The sequence below is a fragment of the Pseudomonas resinovorans NBRC 106553 genome (assembly GCF_000412695.1).
In the GTDB taxonomy this organism is placed as follows: domain Bacteria; phylum Pseudomonadota; class Gammaproteobacteria; order Pseudomonadales; family Pseudomonadaceae; genus Metapseudomonas; species Metapseudomonas resinovorans_A.
In genome coordinates this window covers 6,018,141-6,038,854 of record NC_021499.1, presented here as the reverse complement: position 1 = coordinate 6,038,854, position 20,714 = coordinate 6,018,141, and the positions used below count along the sequence as shown (strand labels likewise).

General features: G+C 66.5%; 14 protein-coding genes. 10 read left to right on the top strand and 4 right to left on the bottom strand.

Annotation, left to right across the window (positions count from 1 at the left end):
* Positions 1 to 2,319 (bottom strand): Tex family protein, encoded by a 2,319-nt coding sequence (locus PCA10_RS27035; RefSeq protein WP_016495276.1) that lies wholly within the window; start codon positions 2,317 to 2,319, stop codon positions 1 to 3.
* A gap of 220 nt (positions 2,320 to 2,539) precedes the next feature.
* Between PCA10_RS27035 and ompR the strand changes: the two genes are divergently transcribed.
* The 3 genes from ompR (at position 2,540) to PCA10_RS27020 (ending at position 8,749) form a co-directional block, all read left to right on the top strand.
* Entirely contained in the window at positions 2,540 to 3,271 is a 732-nt protein-coding gene (gene ompR, locus PCA10_RS27030; RefSeq protein ID WP_016495275.1) for an osmolarity response regulator transcription factor OmpR, read from the top strand.
* A gap of 43 nt (positions 3,272 to 3,314) precedes the next feature.
* The gene (locus PCA10_RS27025) at positions 3,315 to 4,628 is read left to right on the top strand and encodes an ATP-binding protein (RefSeq protein ID WP_016495274.1); all 1,314 of its coding nucleotides are present in this window, start codon (positions 3,315 to 3,317) and stop codon (positions 4,626 to 4,628) included.
* A 335-nt stretch (positions 4,629 to 4,963) separates the two neighbouring features.
* Positions 4,964 to 8,749, top strand: a complete 3,786-nt coding sequence (locus PCA10_RS27020; RefSeq protein ID WP_041770463.1) for a bifunctional diguanylate cyclase/phosphodiesterase — start codon at positions 4,964 to 4,966, stop codon at positions 8,747 to 8,749.
* A gap of 228 nt (positions 8,750 to 8,977) precedes the next feature.
* Here PCA10_RS27020 and rimK read toward each other — a convergent pair whose 3' ends face one another.
* On the bottom strand, positions 8,978 to 9,883 hold the full coding sequence (rimK, locus tag PCA10_RS27015) for a 30S ribosomal protein S6--L-glutamate ligase (RefSeq protein ID WP_016495272.1): 906 nt from the start codon (positions 9,881 to 9,883) through the stop codon (positions 8,978 to 8,980).
* The gene (rimB, locus tag PCA10_RS27010) at positions 9,880 to 10,344 is read right to left on the bottom strand and encodes a retropepsin-like aspartic endopeptidase RimB (RefSeq protein ID WP_016495271.1); all 465 of its coding nucleotides are present in this window, start codon (positions 10,342 to 10,344) and stop codon (positions 9,880 to 9,882) included. The genes rimK and rimB overlap by 4 nt, the downstream gene beginning before the upstream one ends.
* 120 nt (positions 10,345 to 10,464) lie before the next feature.
* On the opposite strand from rimB, the gene PCA10_RS27005 reads away from it, so the two are divergent.
* From PCA10_RS27005 to PCA10_RS26985, 5 genes are all read left to right on the top strand, one after another.
* On the top strand, positions 10,465 to 10,869 hold the full coding sequence (locus PCA10_RS27005; RefSeq protein ID WP_016495270.1) for an RNA-binding S4 domain-containing protein: 405 nt from the start codon (positions 10,465 to 10,467) through the stop codon (positions 10,867 to 10,869).
* A 159-nt stretch (positions 10,870 to 11,028) separates the two neighbouring features.
* Positions 11,029 to 11,916, top strand: coding sequence for an Hsp33 family molecular chaperone HslO (hslO, locus tag PCA10_RS27000; protein ID WP_016495269.1), 888 nt, complete (start codon positions 11,029 to 11,031; stop codon positions 11,914 to 11,916).
* 194 nt (positions 11,917 to 12,110) lie between these two features.
* Entirely contained in the window at positions 12,111 to 13,655 is a 1,545-nt protein-coding gene (locus PCA10_RS26995) for a phosphoenolpyruvate carboxykinase (RefSeq protein WP_016495268.1), read from the top strand.
* 167 nt (positions 13,656 to 13,822) lie between these two features.
* Complete coding sequence (locus tag PCA10_RS26990; RefSeq protein ID WP_016495267.1) at positions 13,823 to 15,778, top strand: RecQ family ATP-dependent DNA helicase; 1,956 nt, start codon at positions 13,823 to 13,825, stop codon at positions 15,776 to 15,778.
* Between the two features lie 99 nt (positions 15,779 to 15,877).
* On the top strand, positions 15,878 to 16,480 hold the full coding sequence (locus PCA10_RS26985; protein ID WP_016495266.1) for a nitroreductase family protein: 603 nt from the start codon (positions 15,878 to 15,880) through the stop codon (positions 16,478 to 16,480).
* 198 nt (positions 16,481 to 16,678) lie between these two features.
* On the opposite strand, the gene PCA10_RS26980 is transcribed toward PCA10_RS26985, so the two are convergent.
* The gene (locus PCA10_RS26980; RefSeq protein ID WP_041771006.1) at positions 16,679 to 17,578 is read right to left on the bottom strand and encodes a LysR family transcriptional regulator; all 900 of its coding nucleotides are present in this window, start codon (positions 17,576 to 17,578) and stop codon (positions 16,679 to 16,681) included.
* A gap of 98 nt (positions 17,579 to 17,676) precedes the next feature.
* Here PCA10_RS26980 and PCA10_RS26975 point away from each other — a divergent pair, with 98 nt between their 5' ends.
* Together PCA10_RS26975 and PCA10_RS26970 are read left to right on the top strand one after the other, a co-directional pair.
* The gene (locus PCA10_RS26975; protein WP_016495264.1) at positions 17,677 to 18,915 is read left to right on the top strand and encodes a 3-hydroxyacyl-CoA dehydrogenase; all 1,239 of its coding nucleotides are present in this window, start codon (positions 17,677 to 17,679) and stop codon (positions 18,913 to 18,915) included.
* A gap of 1 nt (position 18,916) precedes the next feature.
* Positions 18,917 to 20,707: an acyl-CoA dehydrogenase C-terminal domain-containing protein gene (locus tag PCA10_RS26970; protein WP_016495263.1), complete on the top strand. Its 1,791-nt coding sequence runs from the start codon at positions 18,917 to 18,919 to the stop codon at positions 20,705 to 20,707.
* Positions 20,708 to 20,714 lie beyond the last annotated feature (7 nt).

The following is a 20,714-nucleotide window of genomic DNA, read 5'->3' as shown; positions in this document are numbered from 1 at the left end:
TCATTTCTTCTTGATCTGCTTGGCGTTGGCGAAGAGCGAGGCCATGGCGGCGTTGGCCGGCGGCGCACTGTGGCGCGGGGCGCTCTGTTGCTGGCGAGCCTGGCCGCCCTGGCGGGAGGCGCTGCCGCGCGGGCCTTCGGTCTTCTCGCCGGGGGTGTCGCTCATGCGCATGGACAGGCCGACGCGGTTACGCGGGATGTCCACTTCCATGACCTTGACCTTGACGATGTCGCCGGCCTTGACCACTTCATAGGGGTCCTTGACGAACTTCTCCGACAGCGCGGAGATGTGCACCAGGCCGTCCTGGTGGACACCGATGTCGACGAACGCACCGAAGTTGGTGACGTTGGTCACCACGCCTTCCAGCACCATGCCGGGCTTGAGGTCCTTGAGGCTTTCCACGCCGTCCTGGAACTCGGCGGTCTTGAACTCCGGGCGCGGGTCGCGGGCCGGCTTGTCCAGTTCCTTGAGGATGTCGGTGACGGTGGGAAGGCCGAAGGTTTCGTCGGTGAACTTGGCCGGGTCCAGGCGCTTGAGGAAGCCCGAGTCGCCGATCAGCGAGCGGATGTCGCGGCCGGTTCCTTCGGCGATGCGCTGCACCAGCGGGTAGGTTTCCGGGTGCACGGCGGAAGCGTCCAGCGGGTTCTCGCCGCTCATCACGCGGAGGAAGCCGGCGGCCTGCTCGAAGGTCTTCTCGCCCAGGCGGCTGACTTTCTTCAGCTCGTTACGGGTCTTGAAGGCGCCGTTGGCGTCGCGGTAGGCGACGATGTTCTGCGCCAGGGTCGCGTTGAGGCCGGAGATGCGCGCCAGCAGGGCGGCGGAGGCGGTGTTCACGTCCACGCCCACGGCGTTCACGCAGTCCTCCACCACGGCGTCCAGGCTGCGCGCCAGCTGCAGCTGGGAGACGTCGTGCTGGTACTGGCCGACGCCGATGGATTTCGGGTCGATCTTCACCAGCTCGGCCAGCGGGTCCTGCAGGCGGCGGGCGATGGACACGGCGCCACGCAGGGAGACGTCCAGGTCCGGGAATTCCTTCGCCGCCAGCTCGGAGGCCGAGTACACCGAGGCGCCGGCCTCGCTGACCATGATCTTGGTCATCTTCTGGGCCGGGTATTTCTTGATCAGCTCGATGGCCAGCTTGTCGGTCTCGCGGCTGGCGGTGCCGTTGCCGATGGCGATCAGGTCGACGTTGTGCTTGGCGCAGAGCTTGCCGAGGCTGGCCAGGGTCTCGTCCCACTTGTTGTGCGGCACGTGGGGGTAGACGGTGGCGGTGTCCAGCAGCTTGCCGGTGGCGTCGACCACGGCCACCTTGCAGCCGGTGCGCAGGCCCGGGTCGAGGCCCAGGGTGGCGCGCGGGCCGGCCGGCGCGGCCAGCAGCAGGTCGTGCAGGTTGCGGGCGAAGACGTTGATCGCCTCGCCTTCGGCGGCTTCGCGCAGCTCACCGAGCAGGTCGGTTTCCAGGTGGGTGTAGAGCTTGACCTTCCAGGTCCAGCGCACCACCTCGCCCAGCCACTTGTCGGCGGCACGGCCCTGGTTGGCGATGCCGAAGCGCTCGCCGATCATCACTTCGCAGGGATGCATGGTGCCCGGCAGCTCTTCGCCGACCTTCAGGGCGGCGCTCAGGATGCCTTCGTTGCGGCCGCGGAAGATCGCCAGGGCGCGGTGCGAGGGTACGCCCTTGAGGTTCTCGTCATGCTCGAAGTAGTCGCTGAACTTGGCGCCTTCCTGTTCCTTGCCGGCCACCAGGCGGGCGCTGAGGGTGGCGTTGTCCTTGAGGAAGCCGCGCAGGTTGGCGAGCAGGGTGGCGTCTTCGGCGAAACGCTCCATGAGGATGTACTTGGCGCCTTCCAGCACCGCCTTGACGTCGGCGAAGCCCTTTTCGGCATCGACGAAGCGTTCGGCTTCCGCCTCGGGGGCGAGGTTCGGGTCGTTGAACAGCGCGTCGGCCAGTTCGCCGAGGCCCGCTTCCAGGGCGATCTGGCCCTTGGTGCGGCGCTTCTGCTTGTAGGGCAGGTAGAGGTCTTCCAGGCGGGTCTTGGTGTCGGCCAGCTTGATCTCGCGCTCCAGCTCCGGGGTCAGCTTGCCCTGTTCGGTGATGCTGGAGAGGATCGCGGTACGACGGTCTTCCATCTCGCGCAGGTAGCGCAGGCGCTCTTCCAGGTTGCGCAGCTGGGTGTCGTCGAGGCTGCCGGTGACTTCCTTCCGGTAGCGGGCGATGAAGGGCACGGTGGAACCTTCGTCCAGCAGCGCCACGGCGGCGGCGACCTGTTGCGGGCGCACGCCCAGTTCTTCGGCGATGCGGTTGTTGATGCTATCCATTGAAAAACACCTGCATGGGCGGCAGCCCGGGCCGTGCCACGGCGGCTACTGCGGAATGACAGACCGGCGAGCCAGGGCTCGCCGGTGATGAAAGGCGCCGCATTATAAACACCGAGTTTCGATGGGTAGGGAACCGTTCGGGGAAAAATCTGCTAACAATGGGCAAGCCGCCGCGCGCCGGCAACGAGCGATAATGCGCGGCTTGCAGACAGGAGAGAACATGAGCAGCAACACGACCGCTGAAGGCGAAAAAATCCTCATCGTTGACGACGACGCCCGTCTACGGCGCCTCCTCGAGCGTTTCCTCGACGAGCAGGGCTATCGCGTGCGCACCGTGGAGAACGTCGAGCAGATGGACCGCCTGCTGGCTCGCGAGCTCTTCAACCTGGTGGTGCTGGACCTGATGCTGCCCGGCGAAGATGGCCTGTCGGCCTGCCGCCGGCTGCGCGCGACCAACAACCAGGTGCCGATCATCATGCTCACCGCCAAGGGCGATGAGACCAGCCGTATCCAGGGCCTGGAACTGGGTGCCGACGACTACCTGGCCAAGCCGTTCAATCCCCGCGAGCTGCTGGCGCGGATCAAGGCCGTGCTGCGCCGCCAGGCGCCCCAGGTGCCGGGCGCTCCGGCCAGCGAGGACGAGAGCGTGTCCTTTGGCGAGTACGAGCTGTCCCTGGCCACCCGCGAGCTGAAGAAGGGCGACGAGGTACAGATGCTCACCACCGGTGAGTTCGCCGTGCTCAAGGCCCTGGTCCAGCATGCCCGCGAACCGCTGACCCGCGACAAGCTGATGAACCTGGCCAGGGGCCGCGAATGGGACGCCCTGGAACGTTCGATCGACGTGCAGATTTCCCGCCTGCGCCGGCTGATCGAGCCGGACCCAACCAAGCCGCGCTATATCCAGACCGTCTGGGGCGTCGGCTACGTCTTCGTACCCGATGGCAACAAGTGAACGTGCGGCGGGGGCCCCCGCCGCCGGGCAACCCAGGGTGGTGATGCGTACGCCCTACTGGTTCCCGCAGAGCTTCTTCTCGCGCACCCTGTGGCTGGTGCTCATCGTCGTGCTGTTTTCCAAGGCGCTGACCCTGGTCTACCTGATGATGAACGAGGACGTGCTCGTGGATCGCCAGTACAGCCACGGTGCGGCGCTGACCCTGCGCGCCTACTGGGCCGCGAGCGAGACGGAGCGCCACGACCTGGCCAAGGCCGCGGGTCTCAAGCGGGTGACCCGCGAGGCCGTGCCGGCCAGTGAGCAGCACTGGCCCTACAGCGAGATATTCCAGCGCCAGATGCAGGCCGAGCTCGGTCCAGGCACCGAAGTCCGCCTGCGCGCCCAGAGCCCGCCGGCGCTCTGGGTCCACGCCCCCGAGCTGGGGCCGGACTGGGTGCGCATTCCGCTATATCCACACCCCCTGCGCGGCCAGCGCATCTGGAGCGTGCTCGGCTGGTTCCTGGGCATCGGCCTGCTCTCCACCGCCGCCGCCTGGATCTTCGTCCGCCAGCTCAACGCGCCGCTCAAGCGCCTGGTCTTCGCCGCCCGCCAGGTGGGGCAGGGCCGCAGCGTGCGGCTGCCGGTGAGCGACACACCGAGCGAGATGGCCGAGGTGTACCGCGCCTTCAACCAGATGGCCGAGGACGTCGAGCGTGGCGCCCGTGAGCGCGAGCTGATGCTGGCCGGGGTTTCCCACGACCTGCGTACGCCGCTGACGCGCCTGCGCCTGTCCCTGGAATTGATGAGCATCGACTCGGAGCTGACCGAGGACATGGTCCGCGATATCGAGGACATGGACGCCATCCTCGACCAGTTCCTCGCCTTCATCCGCGACGGCCGTGACGAACGCGTGGAAGAACTGGACCTGAGCGAGTTGGTGCGCGAAGTGGTGGCGCCCTACAACCAGCAGGAAGAGCAGGTGCGCCTGTGCCTGGAGCCCCTGCCGCCGTTCCCGCTGCGGCGGGTGTCGATCAAGCGCCTTTTGGTGAATCTCATCGAGAACGCGCTGCGATATGGCGGCAACGGTGTCGAAGTGGCGGCTTTCCTGGCGGGCGACAATTCCGCGCCCTACGTGGTGCTGAGCGTGCTGGACCGTGGCGCCGGCATCGACCCCGCCGAACTGCAGGACATCTTCAACCCCTTCATCCGTGGCGACCGCGCCCGTGGCGGCAAGGGCACCGGCCTGGGCCTGGCCATCGTCAAGCGCATCGCGGCCCAGCATGGTGGCAGCGTCGAGTTGCGCAATCGTTCCGGTGGTGGCCTCGAAGCCCGCGTCTGCCTACCCCTGGGACTACTCCTCCCCCGCGACGCGGTGTAGGTTCCTACGAAAACGGCCTGCGCTGCGGCCTGGCGTTGTCAGAAATCGGCGAGAAATGCTCATTGACTAGAGTCAACTCCGCTTTCTCGCCGATTTCTTCCTAGCCAGGCCTTTGCTCGGCGCGTTTTCGTACGGAACGGGATACCGCGCGGGGCGGTCTTTTCCGTCGGGCAAGCTTCCAGGAACTGGCCTTCGCTCGGCGCAATTTTCACCGGGAATCCCTTCAGTCAGCGATTCGGACCTGCCATCGGCGGTGATGCCATGGAGCCATGTTTTCGGCGTATTTTGTGGCGGCGCTGGGCTATCCTCAGCTTGCGCACCGACATGAGGTCAGTATGCCAGCTGCATTCTTCCGATTACCCCAATGGACCTGGTGGTTACCGTTGCCGCTGCTGCATCTGGCTACCTGGGTTTCACTCGCGACCCAGACCTCCAGCGGGCTCGCCGTGTGGTACCTGCCCTTTGCCCTCGGCCTGGTGTTCTGTCTCTGGTGGGGCCCCCGGGTGCTCCCCGCGATCTACTTGAACGCCCTCATCAGCGTCCCGCTCTGGGAGCTGAACTGGTTCTGGGCGCCCCTCTATGCCGTACCGGAAACCGTCAGCGTCGCGGCGGGCTGGTGGGCGCTCAGGCGCGCCGGCTGCCATGCCGATCTGCGGGACTTCCCGGAGTTGCTGCGCTTCATGCTCTACGGCGTGCTGCTGCCGGTCAGCCTGCTGGTCTATGGCGAACAGGCGGCGCTGATGCTGAGCGGCAGCCCGGCCCAGGAAAGCTGGGGCAACGCCGCGTTGCTGGTCTGGCCCGGCGCCTGCCTGACCACCCTGGCTGTGAGCCTGCCGCTGCTGACCTACCTGACGCCCCTGTTCAGCAGCCGTGGCTGGGTGCCGGAGCCGGTGGACGAGCTGCCCGAATCCCTGCACCGCCTGCCGCCCTGGCCGCTCCTGTTGGCCCTGGCGCTGCTGATCCCCTGGCTGCTCACCGTGGTGCCGCTGATCCTCACGCTGCCGCCCATCGGCTTGATGATGCTCGGCCTCGCGCTAGTCTGGGGCTTCCCCGGTGCCCTGTGCGGCGCCGGCCTCACCGCGCTGACCGTGCTCGCCCTGCCTGCGCTGCGCCAGCTCGACGGCGGCGCGCGACTGGCCGATCCGCAGTGGGGCGTCGAGCTCTACTTCAGCGTGCTGCTGCTGATGATGTCCGCCCTGCTGGTGGGTCGCAGCCTCAGCGACCTGCGCCTGGCCCTCGGCCGCCGCGACGAGATGCAGAAGGAGCTGGCGCTGACCAATCTGGCGCTGCAGGCCAGCCCCCTGGGGGTGACCATCGTCGATGCGCGCCAGCCTGACCAGCCGCTGATCTACTGCAACCCTGCCTTCGAGAAGCTGAGTGGTTATTCGCGGGAGGAGGCCCTGGGCAACCACTGGCGCTTCCTCCTTCACCACGACCGCAACCAGTCGGAGTTGCCGCGCCTGCAGGACGCCCTGCAGCGAGGCGAGCATTGCCACCTGGTGCTGCGCAACTACCGCAAGGATGGCAGCCTGTTCTGGAACGAGATCACCGTGGCGCCCATGCGCGATGCCGCCGGCATCAGCCACTTCGTCGCGTTGCAGCACGACGTCAGCAGCCGCGAGATGCTCGCCGAGGAACTCGACACCCGCCGCGACGAGCTGCTGCGTCAGACCCACCTGCTGAACCAGACCGAGGCCATCGCCGACATCGGCAGCTGGGTGCTGGAAATCTCCACCCTGAAGATGGCCTGGAGCGAGGGCAGCTTCCGCATCCACGAACTGGATCCGGGTGTCGGCGCCCCCAGCCTCGGACAGATGCTGAGCTTCTTCGACCCCGCCAGTCGCGCCCTGCTGGAAGACACCCTGGAACAGTGCCTGCGCAGCGCGGAGCCCTTCGACGTGGAACTGCGCATGCAGAGCGCCCGGGGCACGCCGCGCTGGGTGCGGATCAAGGGGTTGGCCGAGCACGACGGCGACAAGGTGATCCGCATCTACGGCGCCATGCTCGACCTGACCGGACAGAAGCGCGCCGAGCGCCTGCAGCACGAGCGCGACAAGCACTTGCACCTGTTCTTCGAGGCGCCGCTGATCGGCATGGCCCTGTGCACCCCGGACCAACGCTGGGAAGAGGTCAACTACAAGCTCTGCAGCATCCTCGGCCGCACCCGCGAGCAATTGCACGGGGTCGACTGGATGAGCATGACGATGCCCGAGGACCGCGCCGCCGAGGAGGCCCTGCTGCAACAGGTACGCAAGGGCGAGCGCGACGGCTACGAGCTGGACAAGCGATTCCTGCGCGGCTCCGGCGGCACCGTGCATACCCGCGTCAACGTGCGCGGTGTGCGTGATCTCGATGGCCAGCTCTACGCCCTGCTGGCGCTGGTGGAGGACATCAGCGCCCGGCGCGAGGCCGAGGCCCGCTACCGCACCCTGGTGGAGCACGCGCCCGAAGCCATCCTGGTGTTCGATCCGCAGCACGGCATAGTCGAGGCCAACGAGAATGCGGCGCGCCTGTTCGGCCTGTCCCGCGAGCAGCTCAATGGCCATATGCCCACCAGCTTCAGTCCGCCGCTGCAGGCCGACGGTCGCTCGTCGCGGGACCTTGGCAAGGCCTACACCCGTGCGGCGCTGAAGGGCGACACGCCGACCTTCGACTGGCTGATGCGCGATGTGAACGGCCGCGTGAGGCCTTGCGAGGTGCGCCTGGTGCGGCTGCCCGGCGAGGGTCGGCCGCTGATCCGCCTGAGCATCACCGATATCTCCGAACGCCAGCGCTATCAGCGCGAGATCGAGCGCCTGGCCTACAGCGACGAACTCACGGGCCTGCCCAACCGCCGCCTGCTGCTCGATCGCCTGCAGCACGCCATGGCCCGCGAACAGCGTGAACAACGCTGCGGCGCACTCCTGTTCATCGACCTGGACCATTTCAAGACGGTCAACGACAGCCTCGGCCATCCCGTGGGCGACGCCCTGCTGCGGGAAGTCACCTCACGCCTGGCGGGCTGTTTGCGCACGGAAGACACCCTGGCGCGCCTCGGCGGCGATGAGTTCGTGGTGCTGCTGGAAGCCCTGGCCGAAACCCCGGAACAGGCCGGCAAGCTGGCGGCCGAGGTGGGCGAGAAGCTGCTGGGCAGCCTGCATGGCAGCTACGCGATCGGGGAGCACGAACTGGTGGTCAGCGCCAGTATCGGTATCGCCCTGCACCCCTTCGCCGAGCAGGCGGCCTCCGATGTGCTCAAGCAGGCGGACACCGCCATGTACCGGGCCAAGCAGTCCGGGCGCAATGCCCTGCACTTCTTCGCCCCGGAAATGCAGGCGGCCATCGACCAGCGTCTGCAACTGCAGAGCGAGCTGCGCCAGGCCATCGATCGTGGCCAGTTGAGCCTGGAGTTCCAGCCGCAACTGGCCCTGGCCGACGGCCGCGTGCTGGGGGCGGAGGCCCTGATGCGCTGGCGCCACCCGGTCCGCGGGGAAATCCCGCCCTCGCAGTTCATTCCCCTGGCGGAAGAGACCGGGCTGATCATCGAATTGTCGGACTGGATGCTGGAGCGTGCCTGCCACTGCCTGGCCAGTTGGCAGGCGGACCTGCCGTGCCTGGTGCTGGCGATCAACGTCAGCCCCCGCGAGCTGCGCAAGGCCGGTTTCGTCGAGCGCATCAGCAGCGCACTGAAACGCTATGGCGTGCCGGCCGGGCGGCTGGAGCTGGAAATCACCGAAGGCAGCCTGCTGGAAGAGATCGAGCAGTGCATCAGTGCCATGCAGGCGCTGAAAGCGCTGGGGGTGCGTTTCGCCATCGACGATTTCGGCACCGGCTACTCATCCCTGGCCTACCTCAAGCGCCTGCCCCTGGACCGGTTGAAGATCGACCGCAGCTTCGTCGATGGCCTGGCCCACGACGCCAGCGACGTGGCGCTGGTGGAGACCATCATCGCCATCGGCCGCAACCTCGGCCTGGAATGCATCGCCGAAGGCATCGAGTGCGAGGAACAGCTCTCCATGCTCCGCCAGCGGGGCTGCGAACTGGGGCAGGGCTATCACTTCAGCCGGCCGCTGGACGAGGAAAGCTTCCGCAACTGGATCCGTGAGCGGGAAGGGCGGCAGATGGTGGAGCGCAGCCTGTAGGGCGTGTCATGCCTGTGGGGGCGAATTCATTCGCCAAGCGGACCGCAGGTCCGCCCCATCCGACATGGCTGGCCCGTCCATCCGGGTCAACGCATGCGGTCCGCGCTTCGAGAGAGCTGGGTGTGGACGTCCCTGTCGGAGCCTTTTCGCCTCGCTCAGTCCCGGCCCGGCCCGGCCATCCATGGCCGTGCGTTCGCCAGGGCAACGCATGCGTTGCCTATTTCTGGCTCACCCCTTGCCTTTGGTCCGGGTGGAGTTGGGGCAGGCGTTCTTTTCCAGGTACTGGATGATGATGCTGCCCACGTCATGGCCGGTGGTGGTCTCGATGCCTTCGAGGCCCGGCGAGGAATTCACTTCCATCACCAGCGGCCCGTGGTTGGAGCGCAGGATGTCCACGCCGGCAACGGACAGGCCCATCACCTTCGCGGCGCGGATGGCGGTCATGCGTTCTTCCGGCGTGATCTTGATCAGGCTGGCGCTGCCGCCACGGTGCAGGTTGGAGCGGAACTCGCCGGGCTTGGCCTGGCGCTTCATCGCCGCGATCACCTTGTCGCCGACGACGAAGCAGCGGATGTCGGCGCCACCGGCTTCGCGGATGTACTCCTGGACCATGATGTTCTGCTTCAGGCCCATGAAGGCCTCGATGACCGATTCGGCGGCCTTCTCCGTCTCGCAGAGCACCACGCCTATGCCTTGGGTGCCTTCCAGCACCTTGATCACCAGCGGGGCGCCGTTGACCATGCGGATCAGGTCGGGGATGTCGTCCGGGGAGTGGGCGAAGCCGGTCACCGGCAGGCCGATGCCCTTGCGCGACAGCAGTTGCAGCGAACGCAGCTTGTCCCGCGAACGGCTGATGGCCACCGACTCGTTGAGCGGGAACACCCCCATCATTTCGAACTGGCGAAGGACCGCGCAGCCATAGAAGGTGACCGAGGCGCCGATGCGCGGGATCACCGCGTCGAAGCCTTCCAGCGGTTGGCCGCGATAGTGGATCTGCGGCTTGTGGCTGGCGATGTTCATGTAGGCGCGCAGGGTGTCTATCACCACCATCTCATGGCCACGCTGCTGCCCGGCTTCCACCAGGCGACGCGTCGAATACAGGCGCGGATTGCGCGATAAAACGGCGATTTTCATTGGGCACCCAAAAGGGAAATAGTCGGTTTTTCCTGCACGTAGGTGAGCGCCGGGTTGACCACCAGCTGCGCCTGCACCAGGGCCTTGGAGCCCAGCAGTACGCGATAGCGCATGGTCTTGCGGCAGGCCAGGGTGAACTCGATGGGCCAGACCCTGTCACCCAGCGCGAGGAGGGTGCGGATGACATAGCGGGTCTGCGCCTGGCCGTTGGAGCTTTTTATGGTCTTTACCGATACCACCTGCGCCTCGCAACGATGACGCCGCTGCACCAGGGTGCCAAGGTGAGCGGTGAACCTCACCCAGCGTTCGCCGTGCTTCTCGAACTGGACGATATCGCTGGCGTGCAGGGTGGACGTGCTGGCTCCGGTATCGATCTTCGCGCGCAGGCCGACCATGCCGAGTTCCGGCAGGGCTATCCATTCGCGGAGTCCGATCACGGAGAGATGGTCGAAAGTCTTCAATGCAGGCTTTCCGGTAAAGTTGGCGCATTCTAGTGGGCCGATGTGACAACTGCACCTGGCCCTGGCTGAGCTTAGACCGGGCTGGCAATTGAGGCGCCCCGGCTGAAATGGAAACGACTCATGCGAGCAAAAGAACCTAAGGACGACGACAAGGTACGCCTGGACAAGTGGCTCTGGGCGGCGCGCTTCTACAAGACCCGGGCCCTGGCCAAGGAAGCTATAGAAGGCGGCAAGGTCCATCACCAGGGTGATCGCTGCAAGCCGTCGAAGGAACCCCGGGTGGGCGACGAATACGTCATCCGCGCCGGTTTCGACGAGCGCACGGTGGTGGTGCGCGCCCTCTCCGTGGTGCGCCGTGGCGCGCCCGAGGCCCAGGCCCTCTACGAGGAAACCGCCGAGAGCCTGGCCCGCCGCGAGGAGGCCGCCGCCCTGCGCAAGGCGGGCGCCCTGGGTGTGCAGACCGATGGTCGGCCGACGAAGAAGCAGCGCCGGCAGATCCAGAGCTTCCGCGGCGGCCAGGATTGAGGGGTCGCCGACGCCACGGCGGCCGCCAGACGCCCGTTACGCGGCCTGATAGAAAACACCCGCGCGGCCGATAGACAACCGGCCCTTGGTCGGTCCATGGATTTGCGCCTAAAATCGCCAGCCTTTCGGCCTATCTGGCCCAAACGCAGCGAGTCCGGCATGTCCGATTTCACCCAACGCTTTCTGTTCGACGACACCGACGTGCGCGGCGAACTGGTTTCCCTCGGCGAGAGCTACGCCCACGTCCTGGCCAAGCACCCGTACCCGGAGCCGGTCGCCCAACTGCTCGGCGAGATGCTCGCCGCCGCTTCCCTGCTGGTCGGCACCCTCAAGTTCGATGGCCTGCTGGTGTTGCAGGCGCGTTCTTCCGGCGCAATCCCGCTGCTGATGATCGAATGCTCCAGCGACCGCGAAGTCCGTGGCATCGCCCGCTACCACGCCAGCCAGGTCACGCCTGATGCCGGCCTGCGCGAGCTGATGCCCGAAGGTGTGCTGACGCTCACCGTGGACCCGAAGCAGGGCCAGCGCTACCAGGGCATCGTGGCCCTCGAAGGCGCCACCCTGGCCGAGAGCCTGTCGGCCTACTTCGACAACTCCCAGCAGTTGCCCACCCGCTTCTGGCTCAACGCCGACGGCCGCAATGCCCGTGGCATGCTGCTCCAGGCCCTGCCCGCCGACCGCCTGAAGGATCCGGAAGCACGCCAGGCCAGCTGGCAGCACCTGACCACCCTGGGCGATACGCTGACCGCCGAGGAGCTGATTGGCCTGGACAATGAAACCGTGCTGCATCGCCTCTATCATGAAGAGACGGTGCGCCTGTTCGAGCCGATGCCCATCCACTTCCGCTGCAGCTGCTCGCGCCAGCGCTCGGCCAATGCCCTGATCAGCCTTGGCCAGGCCGACGCCGAAGCCCTGCTGGAAGAGAGTGGCGGCACCGTGGTCATCGATTGCCAGTTCTGCAACCAGCGCTACAGCTTCGATGCAGCGGACATCGCCCAACTGTTCGTTGGCGGTGGCAGCGCGGCGCCGTCGGAAACGCTCCACTGAATATGTAGCGTGCCCGCGAGGTCGCTGTGTGACCAGGGTGCGATTACCGGTCAGGAATATGCCCGGCTGACAGGAGGTTTCTACCCAAAGCGGGCTTTTCTGGCATAATCGCGCGCACTTTTTTCGCTGTAGGGGGTCGCAGTACCCACTACAAATCGTTTGGAGGACTCGGCGTTTCGCCGACGGGGAACCACATGACGCAAGCCAATAACGCCGTGTACACCGATATCAGCGCCGCGCAACTGGTCGAAGAGGCCATTCGCCGTGGCGAGGGTGAACTGGCCGCCAACGGTTCGTTGGTAGTGAAAACCGGTCACCGCACCGGTCGTTCTCCGGCGGATCGATTCATCGTTCAAGAGCCGAGCACCGAAGCCAAGATCGCCTGGGGCGCCATCAACCGTCCCTTCCCGGCGGACAAGTTCGATGCACTGTGGGCCCGCGTCGAAGCTTATGTGACCGAACGCGAGCGTTTCGTCTCCCATGTGCACGTAGGTTCGGATCCCGAGCACTACCTGGCCGTGAAGATGACCACCGAAACCGCCTGGCACAACCTGTTCGGCCGTTGCCTGTTCATCAACCCGGAACAGTACAACCCGCAGTCCCGTCAGGAATGGCAGATCATCAACGCACCGAACTTCGTCTGCGAGCCGGAGCGTGACGGCACCAACTCCGACGGTTGCGTGATCCTCAACTTCGCCGCCAAGAAAGTGCTGATCGCCGGCATGCGCTACGCCGGTGAAATGAAGAAAGCCATGTTCTCCGTGCAGAACTTCCTGCTGCCGGAAAAAGACGTGCTGCCGATGCACTGCGCCGCCAACGTGGGCGAAGAAGGCGACACCACCCTGTTCTTCGGCCTGTCCGGCACCGGCAAGACCACCCTCTCCGCCGACGAAAGCCGTTACCTGATCGGTGACGACGAGCACGGCTGGGGCGTGGGCACCGTGTTCAACATCGAAGGCGGCTGCTACGCCAAGTGCATCGACCTGTCCGCCAAGAACGAGCCGGTGATCTGGAAAGCCATCCAGTTCGGCGCCGTTCTGGAAAACGTCGTGCTCAACCCGGAAACCCGCCTGCCCGACTACAGCGACGACAGCCTGACCCAGAACTCCCGCGCGGCCTACCCGCTGGAACTGGTCGAGAAGCGCGTCGAAGCCAACCGTGCCGGCGAGCCGAACGCAGTGATCTTCCTGACCTGCGACCTGACCGGCGTGCTGCCGCCCGTTTCGATCCTGAACAACGAGCAGGCCGCCTACCACTTCCTGTCCGGCTACACCGCGCTGGTCGGTTCCACCGAGATGGGTTCCGGCGGCGGCATCAAGTCGACCTTCTCCACCTGCTTCGGCGCGCCGTTCTTCCCGCGTCCGGCTGGCGAGTACGCCGAGCTGCTGATCAAGCGCATCAAGGGCTTCGGCTCCAAGGTGTACCTGGTCAACACCGGCTGGACCGGCGGTGGCTACGGTGTCGGCAAGCGCTTCAACATCCCGACCACCCGTGGCGTGATCGCGGCGATCCAGAGCGGCGCTCTGATCGGTGCCGAGACCGAGCACCTGCCGCTGATCAACCTGGACGTGCCGAAGGCCGTTCCGGGCGTCGAGACCAACCTGCTCAACCCGCGCAACACCTGGGCTGACAAGGCTGCCTACGACGAAGCCGCCAAGGGCCTGGCCGAGAAGTTCATCGAGAACTTCAAGAAGTTCGACGTCTCCGACGCCATCAAGAACGCCGGTCCGCAGCTCTAAGCCGCACCGCGTTCAGAAAGGCCGCCTTCGGGCGGCCTTTTCATTTCCGGCGCCAGGTAGGATGGGTCGGGCGGCGTTCCGCGAGCGGAGCGAAACCCATCACCTCGTGATCGATGGGTTTCGTTCCTCTACCCATCCTACGAGTTACATTGCAAGGAATGAGTCCCATGCCCGTCGCCACCCTAGCCCGTGTCTTCGGCTACGACCGCTTCCGCCCCGGCCAGGAAGCCGCAGTCTCCGCCGTGCTGGCCGGCCGCTCGGCCGCCGCCATCTTCCCCACCGGCTCCGGCAAGTCGCTGTGCTACCAACTGCCGGCCCTGCACCTGCCGCACCTGACGCTGGTGGTGTCGCCGCTGCTGGCGCTGATGCAGGACCAACTGGCCTTCCTCCACCGCCACGGCATCAAGGCCGCCAGCATCGACTCGGCGCAGAGCCGCGAGGAAACCGCACGGGTCATGGCCCAGGCGCGCTCCGGCGAGCTGAAGATCCTGATGATCTCCGTGGAGCGCCTGAAGAACGAGCGCTTCCGGGGTTTCATCCAGCAGGTGCCGATCTCCCTGCTGGTGGTGGACGAGGCCCACTGCATCTCCGAATGGGGCCACAACTTCCGTCCCGACTACCTCAAGCTGCCCGAATACCAGCGTCAGTTCGGCATTCCCCAGGTTCTGCTGCTGACCGCTACCGCGACGCCGACGGTGATCGTCGACATGCAGCGCAAGTTCGCCATCGCCGATGCCGACGTGGTCACCACCGGCTTCTATCGACCCAACCTCAACCTGCTGGTGGAGCCGGTGTCCGGGGAGCGCAAGCTTGCCCGCCTGGTGGACTGGCTGGGGCCGCGCGCCGGGCAGCCGGCGATTGTCTACGTGACCCTGCAGAAGACCGCCGAAGAGGTCGCCGAGCGCCTCAAGGCGCGGGGCATCGATGCCAGCGCCTATCACGCCGGCATGCCCTTCGAGGCCCGCGAGGCGCTGCAGCGGCGGTTCATGGCCGGCGAGGTCCAGGTGATGGTCGCCACCATCGCCTTCGGCATGGGTATCGACAAGGCGGACATCCGCAACGTGGTGCACTACGACCTGCCCAAGTCGGTGGAGAACTACAGCCAGGAGATCGGCCGTGCCGGGCGCGACGGCCTGCCCTCGGACTGCCTGGTGCTGGCCAACCGTGACAGCCTCAACGTGCTGGAGAATTTCGTCTACGGCGATACCCCGGAGCTGGCCGGCATTCGCCAGGTGCTGGAAGAGCTGCAGGCGGCGGGGCAGGGCGGCGATCGCTGGGAGCTGATGCTCGGGGCCCTCTCCGACCAGAGCAACATCCGCCAGCTACCGCTCAAGACCCTGCTGGTGCAACTCGAACTGCGCGGCATCATCGCGCCGCTGTTCGCCTACTTTGCCGAGTACCGCTTCAAGCACCTGCTGGAGCCTGAGGCGCTGCTGCAACAGTTCGAGGGCGAGCGTCGCCAGTTCGTCGACGCCCTGCTGCGCAGCTCCAGCCGCGCGCGCACCTGGTGCACCCTGGACTTCGACCAGCTCTACCGCGAGTACGGTGCCGAGCGCAGCCGCGTGGTCAAGGCGCTGGATTACTTCCAGGAGCGCGGCTGGATCGAGCTGGAAAGCAAGCAGATGACCGAGGTGTATGGCCTGCTCGCCGCCGATTTCCCGCTGGAGGCCCTGGCTGCCGAGCTGCATGGCTATTTCCGCCAGCAGGAGGACAGCGAGATCGCCCGCATCCAGGCGATGCTGCAGCTGTTCGCCAGCGAACGCTGCCTGAGTGCACGGCTGGCCCACTACTTCGGCGACTTCGAGGTGCCGGAGCGCTGCGGCCACTGCTCCGTCTGCCAGGGACGGGTGGCGCGGCTGCCGGAGCCACCGCCGCTGGCGCCCCTGGAGGAGCGGGATTTCCAGGCCCTGTGCGGCGCCTTCATGTGCCGCCATGTCGAGCACAAGGGCGTGGAGCCTGGCGTTGAATGCCTGACCCGGATGCTCTGTGGCATCAGCGCGCCGCTGTTCACAAAGCTCAAGGCGCGCAGCCTGCCGGGCTTCGCCGCACTGGAGGCCTATCCCTACGCCAAGGTGCGCGACTGGGTGGGGCGGCAGGTGGGCCAAGACACGCAGGCACGCTGATTATTCGATCGGTTACATCGTTAATCAGTGTTGGAAGAGGGGGCCCCGTCTGCTTAGGATGGCGCCACTTTTTTCCCTCCCCTTTTCCAGGAGCCAGACATGCATATCGATGAAGCCATCCGCAGCCGCCGCGCCATCAAGGGCTACGACACCGCCCACCGCATGAGCCGCGAAGAGAAGGACGAACTGCTGCAACTGGCCCTGCTGGCGCCCACCGCCTTCAACCTGCAGCACGTGCGCCTGGTGGAAGTCAGCGACCCGGCCCTGCGTCAGCGCCTGCGTGAGGTGGCCTGGAACCAGGCCCAGGTGACCGAGGCCGCCATGCTGGTGGTGGTCTGCGCCCGCCTCGACGCCTGGGAGAAGGATTCCGCCCGCGTCTGGGCCGAAGCCCCGCAACCGGTGCAGGACTTCATGGCCGGCGCCATCGACAACTACTACCGTGACAAGCCCCGTGTGCAGCGCGACGAAGTGATGCGCAGCTGCGGCCTGGTAGCCCAGACCCTGATGCTCGCCGCCCGTGGCAAAGGCCTGGACAGCTGCCCCATGGATGGCTTCGACTTCGACGCCGTGGCCGACCTGATCCGCCTGCCGGAAAACCACGCCATCGGCCTGATGGTCGCCGTGGGCAAGCAAGCCGTGGAGGCCAAGCCGCGCATCGGCAAGCTGGCCTTCGACGAAGCGGTGATCCGCGACCAGTTCTGATTCCGTGACGCACGCTTTGTAGGATGGGTAGAGCCTGCGAAACCCATCGCTCGGCGGTGATGGGTTTCGCTTCGCTCTACCCATCCTACGGACTAACCGGGAAGCTCCGTAGGGTGGATGGCGCTCTTCCATCCACCAGCGGTGCCAAACCGGACCTCGATGGTGGACCGATGAAGCGTGGTCCACCCAGGCCCCCCTTCAGCTCCTCCCAATCACCATCAGCCGTTCCACCAGCCATTGCAGTGCCTCGTCGTCCTCGCGCTGGGCCACGCTCACCAGATCCAGGTGGAAGGGCCCGAGGGCGAAGGGCAGGGACTGCACCTGCAACGGCAGCAGGCGGGCGAAGTGCTGCGCCAGCCGCGCCGGCAGCACCACCGTGAGGTCGGTGCCGGCGACTATGTGCGCCGCCTGCAGGTAGTTCGGCGTGGTGTAGACGATGTCCCGCGCCAGCCCCTGTTCCCCCAGCCACTGATCGACCATGCCCTTGGTCTGGCCGCCGTGCACCCAGAGGTGCCGCAGCCTGAGGAATCCGGACAGGTCCGGCGCCTCCTGCACGTGCGGGTGGTCGCGGCGCGCCACCAGGCGCAGGCTCTCGCTCATCCAGCGGCGGCTGGAAAAGCGCTTGGGAATGCTCTCGAAACGCCCCAGCACCAGGTCCAGTTCGCCCTGGTCCAGTGCCGCTGCGGGCAGGCTGGGGGACAGGTGGCGGATGGCTATCTTCACCCCTGGCGCCTCTTCGGCCAGTTGCTGCAGCAGTTGCGGCATGCAGATCAGCTCGACGTAGTCGGTCAGCGCAATGGTGAAGCGCTGGCGGCTGCGCGCCGGGTCGAAGCCTTCACCCATCACCAGGCTCTGCTCGATCTGCCGGAGCGCCGCGCGGATCGGCGCTTCCAGCGCCAGGGCCCGAGGGGTCGGCTGCATGGCCCGGCCCACGCGCACCAGCAGGGGGTCGCCGAGCAGCTCGCGCAGGCGGTTCAGCGCATTGCTCACAGCCGGCTGGCTGAGGGACAGGCGCTCGGCCGCGCGGGACACGTTGCGCTCGCGCAGCAGGGCATCCAGTACCCGCAGGAGGTTGAGGTCGAAGTTGGAGATATTCACCGGAAGAATGCCATCTATCACAAGACTAAATTTCAAAAATAGTACCGGCTTCCTTAAGGTGATTGGCGATTTCGTCCAGAACAACAAGAAGGCATTGCATGACCCAGAGCGCTTTCAACATCCAGCGGGCCGCCGTGATCGGCGCCGGCACCATGGGCCGCGGCATCGTCATGAGCCTGGCCAGCGCCGGCCTCGAAGTGCGCTGGCTGGACAACAACCCTCAGATGCTGGAGCAGGCCAGGGCGGCGGTCGCCGACACCTACGCCCATAACGTGCGCCAGGGTCGCATCGACGAGGCCGAGGCCGCCGCGCGGGTGGCGCGCATCGAGGCGGTGGGCGGCTACGACGAGCTGGCCGAGGTCGACCTGGTGATCGAAGCGGTATACGAGAACCTCGAACTCAAGCAGTCGATCTTCCGCGAGCTGGATTCGCGCCTGAAACCCTCCGCCATCCTCGCCAGCAACACCTCGGCACTGGATATCGACGCCATTGCCGCCGTCACCGGCCGCCCCGAACAGGTGCTCGGGCTGCACTTCTTCAGCCCGGCGCACATCATGAAACTGCTGGAGATAGTGCGCGGCGCGAAAACCGCTCCGGCCGTGCTGGATGCCGCCCTGGAACTGGGCGGGCGCATGGGCAAGGTCAGCGTGGTGGCGGGCAACTGCAAGGGATTCATCGGAAACCGCATGCTCCATACCTACGTGCGCGAGGCGCGGATGATGCTGCTCGAAGGCGCCTTCCCGCATCAGGTGGACGCCGCCCTGCAAGGCTTCGGTTTCGCCATGGGGCCGTTCCGCATGTACGACGTAGTCGGCATCGACCTGGAATGGCGCGCCCGCGAGCTGGCCGGCAAAGGCCAGGACGATCCCGCGGTACAGGTGGACAACCGCCTCTGTAGGCTCGGTCGCTTCGGCCAGAAGGCACGCATGGGCTATTACCGCTACGCCGAAGGTAGCCGCCAGGCCGAGCTCGATCCGGAAGTGGACGCCCTGGTGCAGGAGGTTTCCGAGCAGCTCGGCTTCCGCCGCCGCGACGTCGGCCCCGAGGAAATCCTCGAGCGCTGCCTGCTGGCCCTGGTCAACGAAGGCGCGAAGATCCTCGAAGAAGGCATCGCCGCCTCCAGTGCCGATATCGACACCGTCTACCTCAATGGCTATGGCTTCCCCGTCGACCAGGGCGGGCCCATGGCCTGGGCCGACGGCCAAGGGCTCCCGGCCATCCGCGCGCGCCTGGATGCGCTGGCCGAGCTCTTCGGCAGCCACTGGCGTCCGGCGGCGCTGATCCACCGTCTGGCCGACTCCGGCCAACGCTTCGCCCATTTCCAACAGGAGGCCTGAGATGGCTTACCAGGCACCCCTGCGCGACATGCGCTTCGTCCTGCATGAACTCTTCGATGTCTCCACCCACTGCGAGCTGCTCGGCAACGGCCTGGACCGCGAGCTGGTCGACGGCGTGCTGGAAGAGGGCGCGCGCTACGCCGGCGAGGTGGTCGCACCGCTCAACCGCCAGGGCGATGAACAGGGCGTGACCCTGCTCGATGGCGCCGTGACCACGCCCCAGGGCTTCCGCGAGGCCTACCGGCAGTACTGCGACAACGGCTGGGCGAGCATGACCGGGCCCCTGGAGTACGGCGGCCAGGGCTTCCCGCAGATGGTCGCGTGTAGCTTCCACGAGATGCTGATGGGCGCCAACCTGTCCTTCCGCGTCTATTCCGGGCTGACCGAAGGTGCCGTGCTGGCGCTGCACAAGCACGGCAGCGAAGCGCTCAAGCAGGCCTACCTGGACAAGCTGGTGAGCGGCCAATGGGCCGGCACCATGTGCCTCACCGAACCCCAGGCCGGTACCGACCTGGCGCTGCTGCGCACCCGCGCCGAGCCCCAGGCCGACGGCAGCTACCGGGTCAGCGGCAGCAAGATCTTCATCAGCGGCGGCGAGCAGGACCTCTCCGAGAACATCGTCCACCTGGTGCTGGCCCGCCTGCCGTACGCCCCGGCCGGGGTCAAGGGCATCAGCCTGTTGCTGGTGCCCAAGTTCATCGCCAATGCCGATGGCACACCGGGTGCGAAAAACGCCCTGTCCTGCGGCGCCGTCGAGCACAAGATGGGGATCAAGGGTGCGGCCACCTGCGTGATGAACTTCGACGGCGCCAGCGGCTGGCTGATAGGCGAAGCCAACCAGGGCCTGGCCTGCATGTTCACCATGATGAACGACGCACGTTTCCAGGTCGGCCTGCAGGGCCTTGGGATCGGCGAGGCGGCCTTCCAGGGCGCCCTGGCCTATGCCCGCGAACGTCTGCAATCCCGTGCCCTGAGCGGCCCGGCGGCACCGGACAAGGTGGCCGACCCGATCATCCATCACGCGGATGTGCGGCGCATGTTGCTGACCCAGAAGACCCTGGTGGAGGGTAGCCGCATGCTGGCGGTGTACTGCGCGCGCCAGCTCGACCTGGAGCACGGCCACCCGGACGCAGCCCAGCGCAAGGCCGCTGGCCGCCGCGCGGCGCTGCTGATCCCGCTGGTCAAAGCCTTCCTCACCGACATGGGCCAGGAAGTCGCCAGCCTCGGGGTGCAGGTCTTCGGTGGCCACGGCTACATCCGCGAATGGGGCATGGAGCAACTGATGCGCGACAGCCGCATCACCCAGATCTACGAAGGCACCAACGGCATCCAGGCGCTGGACCTGATCCGCCGCAAGCTGATGGGCGATGGCGGCGCCGAGTTGGCCGCGCTACAGGACGAGTTCGCCGCCCTGGCCGACGCCCAGGCGGGGCGCGCCGAACTGGCCGAGCTGGCCGGCGCGGTGCTGGCGCGGCTGCAGGAATGGCGCACGCTGACCGCCACCCTGCTGGACCGGGTACGGGACAACCCCGAGGAAATCGGTGCGGCCTCGGTGGACTTCCTGCAGTACTCGGCCTATGTCCTATTGGCGGGCTTGTGGCTGCAGGCGGCCGCGCGGTCGCAGGACGCCCTGGAGGCGGGCAGCGAGGAGGTGGATTTCCACCAGGCCAAACTGCACAGCGCGCGCTTTTACCTGCGCCGGATACTGCCCAGGGCCAGCGGCCACCGCGAAGCCCTGCTGGGCGGCGCGGACTGCCTGATGGCCTTGCCCGAGGCGCATTTCGCCTTCTGACCCGGTA

Bases quoted from the DNA above. Each gene is read 5' to 3' on its own strand.
- PCA10_RS27035 (WP_016495276.1), bottom strand. From the start codon at position 2,319: ATGGATAGCATCAACAACCGCATCGCCGAAGAACTGGGCGTGCGCCCG.
- ompR (WP_016495275.1), top strand. From the start codon at position 2,540: ATGAGCAGCAACACGACCGCTGAAGGCGAAAAAATCCTCATCGTTGAC.
- PCA10_RS27025 (WP_016495274.1), top strand. From the start codon at position 3,315: ATGCGTACGCCCTACTGGTTCCCGCAGAGCTTCTTCTCGCGCACCCTG.
- PCA10_RS27020 (WP_041770463.1), top strand. From the start codon at position 4,964: ATGCCAGCTGCATTCTTCCGATTACCCCAATGGACCTGGTGGTTACCG.
- rimK (WP_016495272.1), bottom strand. From the start codon at position 9,883: ATGAAAATCGCCGTTTTATCGCGCAATCCGCGCCTGTATTCGACGCGT.
- PCA10_RS27005 (WP_016495270.1), top strand. From the start codon at position 10,465: ATGCGAGCAAAAGAACCTAAGGACGACGACAAGGTACGCCTGGACAAG.
- hslO (WP_016495269.1), top strand. From the start codon at position 11,029: ATGTCCGATTTCACCCAACGCTTTCTGTTCGACGACACCGACGTGCGC.
- PCA10_RS26995 (WP_016495268.1), top strand. From the start codon at position 12,111: ATGACGCAAGCCAATAACGCCGTGTACACCGATATCAGCGCCGCGCAA.
- PCA10_RS26990 (WP_016495267.1), top strand. From the start codon at position 13,823: ATGCCCGTCGCCACCCTAGCCCGTGTCTTCGGCTACGACCGCTTCCGC.
- PCA10_RS26985 (WP_016495266.1), top strand. From the start codon at position 15,878: ATGCATATCGATGAAGCCATCCGCAGCCGCCGCGCCATCAAGGGCTAC.
- PCA10_RS26975 (WP_016495264.1), top strand. From the start codon at position 17,677: ATGACCCAGAGCGCTTTCAACATCCAGCGGGCCGCCGTGATCGGCGCC.
- PCA10_RS26970 (WP_016495263.1), top strand. From the start codon at position 18,917: ATGGCTTACCAGGCACCCCTGCGCGACATGCGCTTCGTCCTGCATGAA.